This window comes from Vibrio hibernica (assembly GCF_015223435.1).
GTDB lineage: Bacteria > Pseudomonadota > Gammaproteobacteria > Enterobacterales > Vibrionaceae > Vibrio > Vibrio hibernica.
This window is the reverse complement of the sequence record NZ_VHKO01000094.1, coordinates 1-4,815: the sequence shown is the minus strand read 5'-3', so window position 1 is coordinate 4,815 and position 4,815 is coordinate 1. Positions and strand designations below refer to the sequence as shown.

Annotated in this window: 3 protein-coding genes; all 3 read right to left on the bottom strand. The window is 38.7% G+C overall.

From position 1 onward, the window contains the following. Positions 1 to 818 precede the first annotated feature (818 nt). On the bottom strand, positions 819 to 2,990 hold the full coding sequence (locus tag FH976_RS15430; protein ID WP_194091669.1) for a polysaccharide biosynthesis tyrosine autokinase: 2,172 nt from the start codon (positions 2,988 to 2,990) through the stop codon (positions 819 to 821). 106 nt (positions 2,991 to 3,096) lie between these two features. Further along, positions 3,097 to 3,537: an arsenate reductase/protein-tyrosine-phosphatase family protein gene (locus FH976_RS15425; protein ID WP_194091668.1), complete on the bottom strand. Its 441-nt coding sequence runs from the start codon at positions 3,535 to 3,537 to the stop codon at positions 3,097 to 3,099. Between the two features lie 40 nt (positions 3,538 to 3,577). Further along, positions 3,578 to 4,801 (bottom strand): polysaccharide export protein, encoded by a 1,224-nt coding sequence (locus FH976_RS15420; protein ID WP_194091670.1) that lies wholly within the window; start codon positions 4,799 to 4,801, stop codon positions 3,578 to 3,580. Positions 4,802 to 4,815: the final 14 nt, after the last annotated feature.

The following is a 4,815-nucleotide window of genomic DNA, read 5'->3' as shown; positions in this document are numbered from 1 at the left end:
CGAAATGATCTACAATCTGATCCTTTTTTAAATAATATGGATGTGATGTTAATGATGAAACAAGTTATAAACGGACTAGATTCGTAGGTTTCTAAAGTTCGCTTAGCCCTTTTAAAGTGGAGTGTTCATGCGATTTCCCTGGTCGCGAACCCTTTAAACATAGGCATGTTGATGATTTTTCCCTGAAATTTTAGAAGCTTAACTTCACAAAAACGTCTCAGTTAATTTTAAGCCACTGAGACACTTTTTATTCATTTTGAGACAGTCTATTTTCGCCTATCCCTTGTAAAACCTAGATTTTGCTACCTTTTTCAAAACCGCCCCAATAGGCTCTTCTTTTTTTCCTTTCTTTCGTTTGGTCTATCTACTAAACCATAATGCTTAGCCGTCTTGCGTAACAGAAACAAATACATGAATGAAAGCAAAAACGTAACCATTAGTTCTATATACATTGTTCAACCTCTTACCTGAGAAAAGACAATGTACCTATCTTAAAATCATCACGCTACCGCCCTTAGGTTTAGCGTACCCTACACACGAATGCCCAGATTATTTATACCCTCTTACTTGCGGGATATTTGATATTTAAACCACGTAAAGCAACGTTTACCTCACACAAAATTAACATTAAAAAGTCATTCTAATATTAATAAATTACAGATTTATGTATTCACATCGCCATGTGAATTCACAAATTAAAGTCATCATCTTTCTATGCAGGATTAAATAAAATCTTAATATATTGCAAGACAATGGCTGTGCGACTTTTTAAACAATAAAAGGCGGACACAATTACCACCTTTTCTTAGTTTTATGTCTTATTTAGAATCACTTTTGTATTCGTAGTTGTAATAACCATAACTACCATATTTCACGCTGGCCTTTTTTTCAACTGCATTTAAGATAAAACCTTTGACTTCAATACCATTTTGCTCAAAGCGATGTTTGGCAATTTCAATTTCTTTTAACGAGGTTTGGGCAAAGCGCCCCACCATAAACGTGGTTCCGGCATGCTTACCTATAATTGCAGCATCAGTTACGGCTAGAATTGGCGGTGTATCAATAATAATGCAATCGTAATTATCTTCTGCCCAGTCGAGTAACACTTTTAATCTTGGGTGCATTAGTAACTCCGAAGGATTGGGTGGGATTGTACCGCGAGTTACGCAATCCAACCCTTCAAGCTCAATAGATTGTACGATGTTTTCCAGTGTACATTGGCCACTTAAGTATTCTGATAAGCCTGGCTTTTCATCGCATTGTAATATTTTATGGATATGACCTTTACGCATATCTGCGCCAATTAATAATACCCTTTGCCCGGATTGTGCGATCACCGCTGCCATATTAGTTGCTATGAATGATTTCCCCATTGACGGCGCAGGGCCTGAGATCATTAATACCTTATTACTTGCCTCCATCATGGCAAAGTGCAAACTGGTACGTAGACTACGTAGGGCTTCTATTGACAGATCTGCAGGATTAATTAAGGCTAGCAACGTATCTTTTATGGTTAATTTTCGGTCTTTTTTAGTGAGCCTTTCTTTGTCTATCTGCAAATCAGAAAGGGGGACAACAGAATAAACAGGCAGACCAATTTCTTCAATATCATCCGGCGACTCGACCCCTTTGTGCATCGCTGCGCGCAACAACACAATAGCAACAGATAGCATACCTCCGAGTAAAGTAGCTAATACGGCAATAAGCGGCTTCTTCGGCTTCACGGCGTTGGTATACGCTTGAGCACTGTCGATAATACGTACGTTACCTACAGTACTGGCTTTTACAATATTGAGCTCTTGAACCTTATTAAGTAACTGGATATAAATTTGCTGTGTCACTTCTACATCTCGAGCCATACGCAAAACTTCACGTTGGGTTTTTGGCAGTTTTTCAATGCGTTTTTCTAAGCGTTTTTTCTCATTTAACAGTGTTTGTCGTTTATCTAACAAAGCCTGATAGGCAGGATGCTGCTTTGTATAAAGCTTTGAGATATCGCTTTCTTTAAAGGTTAATTCGTTTAATTGTGACTCTAGCGTTACCATCACATCTAAGGTTGATTTAGCTTCCATATTTAAATCAACCGACTCATTATTTTGGCGGTAAATATTTAACTTGTCTTCCGCTTTCGTTAATTGTTGTTTAATTTCAGGCAGGTGTTTTTTCAGGAAGATTAAACTGCTTTCCGCTTCCGCTGAGTTTCGAGCAACATTTTGCAATAAGTAATTTTCACTGATATCGTTCAGTATAGCTTGAATGTCACTACGATTTTCACCCGTTAATGACAACTGCAATATACCAGTCTGCTTACCGCGCTCACTGACTGATAAATCTTGCTGTAAATTTTGAATCGCATCTAAACGACTGATTTTACCAACACTAAAGCTATCGCCTTCATCCGCTTGAATATTGGTTATAAATAATGTGTAATCATCATTTTTAGTCAGCTTCCCTATCTTGCCAGTTAAAATCTCACGATCCTCACTGTTAGTTAACGTATAGCGACCCTGCTCTTTATTGGTAAGAGTTAAGGTGTAACTATCCGGCAAGGCATCCTCAGGTAATTCAAAGCGTGCAATATCAATATATGGAACCGAACCAGTAAAGCGTGACAAACCCTTACCAATAATAGGGAAGTGATTAGCAGAAACAACCGTGGTGAGGTTTAAATTATCTACTGTCTTACCCAGTACCATTCGAGATTTCAAAATTTCTATTTCAGTAGTCGCTGGCGATTCCGTGCTAAATAAATCGGTCATTTCCGAACTTAACGCCGGCATACCGGTACTTTTTTGTTCAACTTGAATTAAAGCGTCAGTATTATAAATAGGTGTTGCTAACAGAGCATAACTAACACCAAGTATGGCAAACACAAAGGTCACGCCAAGAATAAACCCACGACTATCTAGTAGTAGGCCAAATAATTTAGCTAAATCGATTACATCATTATTGTGGGGTGCTATTTGTGGACTATTTTGGTTAACGCTCATACTTGATCCGATCTTCTTTTTGACATTAAGGCGCGGCTATTTGTCACCTGAACTCAATATGTTTGAATATCCCTATTTGGGAAGTTATATGTATCACTACCGCGATTTAAAGCTTTGATGCCCATGCCTGCGTAGATTGCAATAATAGTTCAAAGGCAAATTCAAATGCTTCCGGGCTTTTACGATAAGGGTCAGGAATATCCTTGGCCCCTATCCATTGGCCAAATAACATAACTTTACCTCTTACCTCTGGTGCTAAATGACAAACCGCGTCAATGTGACCCTTTTCCATGACTAAAATAAGGTCGAATTCAAGACACATAGCAACCGTTAATTGTTGAGATTGATGCCCTTCCAGACTTACATTATTCAGCTCAGCAATCATCTGTGCTTGCTTATCTGCGCCTTTTCCATCTAACCCACTTTTGCTTACACCAATACCGGCCGAGGCAATGTATTTATTTGGTAATACAGCTTGTAACAAACGCTCACCAGTTGGAGAGCGGCAGATATTCCCGACACACACGACTAAAATTTTGTTAAACATTAATTTCCCATTATATTCTCTAGAACCTAGAGAATATTTCCTATTTCAAGTCTGTGTAGTAATTCAAACCTCTAGATAAATTATTAAACCCACTGATAGTTGGTAATAACTGTCTAACCACACGATTCCAGCGAGTTAACGGGGCCGCTGTTACATAAACAATGTCATAAGGTTCCATTTGGAATTCAGTACCAATTACCAGCGCAGTTGCATCTTTAATATCCAATTGGTAAATATTGGCAATGGGTGAATCTTGTTCATTACTACCGCCCTGTGTAGAGATCCTGTCGTGCCCAATTGACGTATCTTGATTATCCGGTTGCTCAGTGTTTGCTATCTGCCCACCACGTTTAAGGCCACGTATAACAAATACACCTGTTGTATCGGCTTCTAATTCATTAATGCCACCAACACTACTTAATGCTTCGGTTAGACTCATACCAGAACGATCAATCTTAAGTAATTTTGGTTCTTTAACTTCACCTAAAACGAATACCTTTTGGCTATCATTACGCGGTACATGAATTATATCGCCATTTTCAAGCAATCTGTTTTGAGTTAAATCACCACGTTGCATTAGTGCATAAAGAGAAATGCTTTCCTCTTTACCCATACGAGTAAGTGTTACATTCCGCCAATCAGCTTCCATGGCTAAACCACCCGCGCCGTTGATGGCATCTAAAATAGTGAGTGGGACATTGGTAATAGATTGTTGGCCTGGATGGTTGATTTCACCCGTGATGTAAGCTTTTTGCGCCCGAAATGCAGCTACATTCACATCTACCTGTGGGCTTTCAATATAGTGGGCAAGACGTTTTGAAATTTCGTTGCGAATTTGAGTGACCGTTTTACCCGCAACTTTTACAGTGCCAATATAAGGATAGAAAATCGTACCATCTGAATGCACCCAGTTGCCTGATTCACTAGAGCTACGATAAGAGCCCGCAGGAATAGTTAATTCAGGGTGATCCCAAATAGTAATATTTAGAATATCACCTGGGCCAATATAGTATTGATAGGTAGAAACTTTTTGGTCAAGTTCAGGATTAGCACGGGATGAGGCTTGATCGGTTTTAAATTGACTAACAGTATTGGGTGTTAAACTGTATACATTCACTCGACTAGATAAGTCGGCTTCTTCTTTTTTATCTTTATCGCCAGACTTCCCTTCTGATTGAACAATATTTTTACCGCTTAAACTTAAGTAAGATCCAGGTACAGCGCAGCCAGAAAGAAGTAGGCTTGCTATCAATGTTAATGTCACTTTATGAGAAAATT

What these genes read in the sequence shown, in the direction of transcription:
- FH976_RS15425 (WP_194091668.1), bottom strand. Translation starts at nt 3,537, where the DNA reads ATGTTTAACAAAATTTTAGTCGTGTGTGTCGGGAATATCTGCCGCTCT.
- FH976_RS15430 (WP_194091669.1), bottom strand. Translation starts at nt 2,990, where the DNA reads ATGAGCGTTAACCAAAATAGTCCACAAATAGCACCCCACAATAATGAT.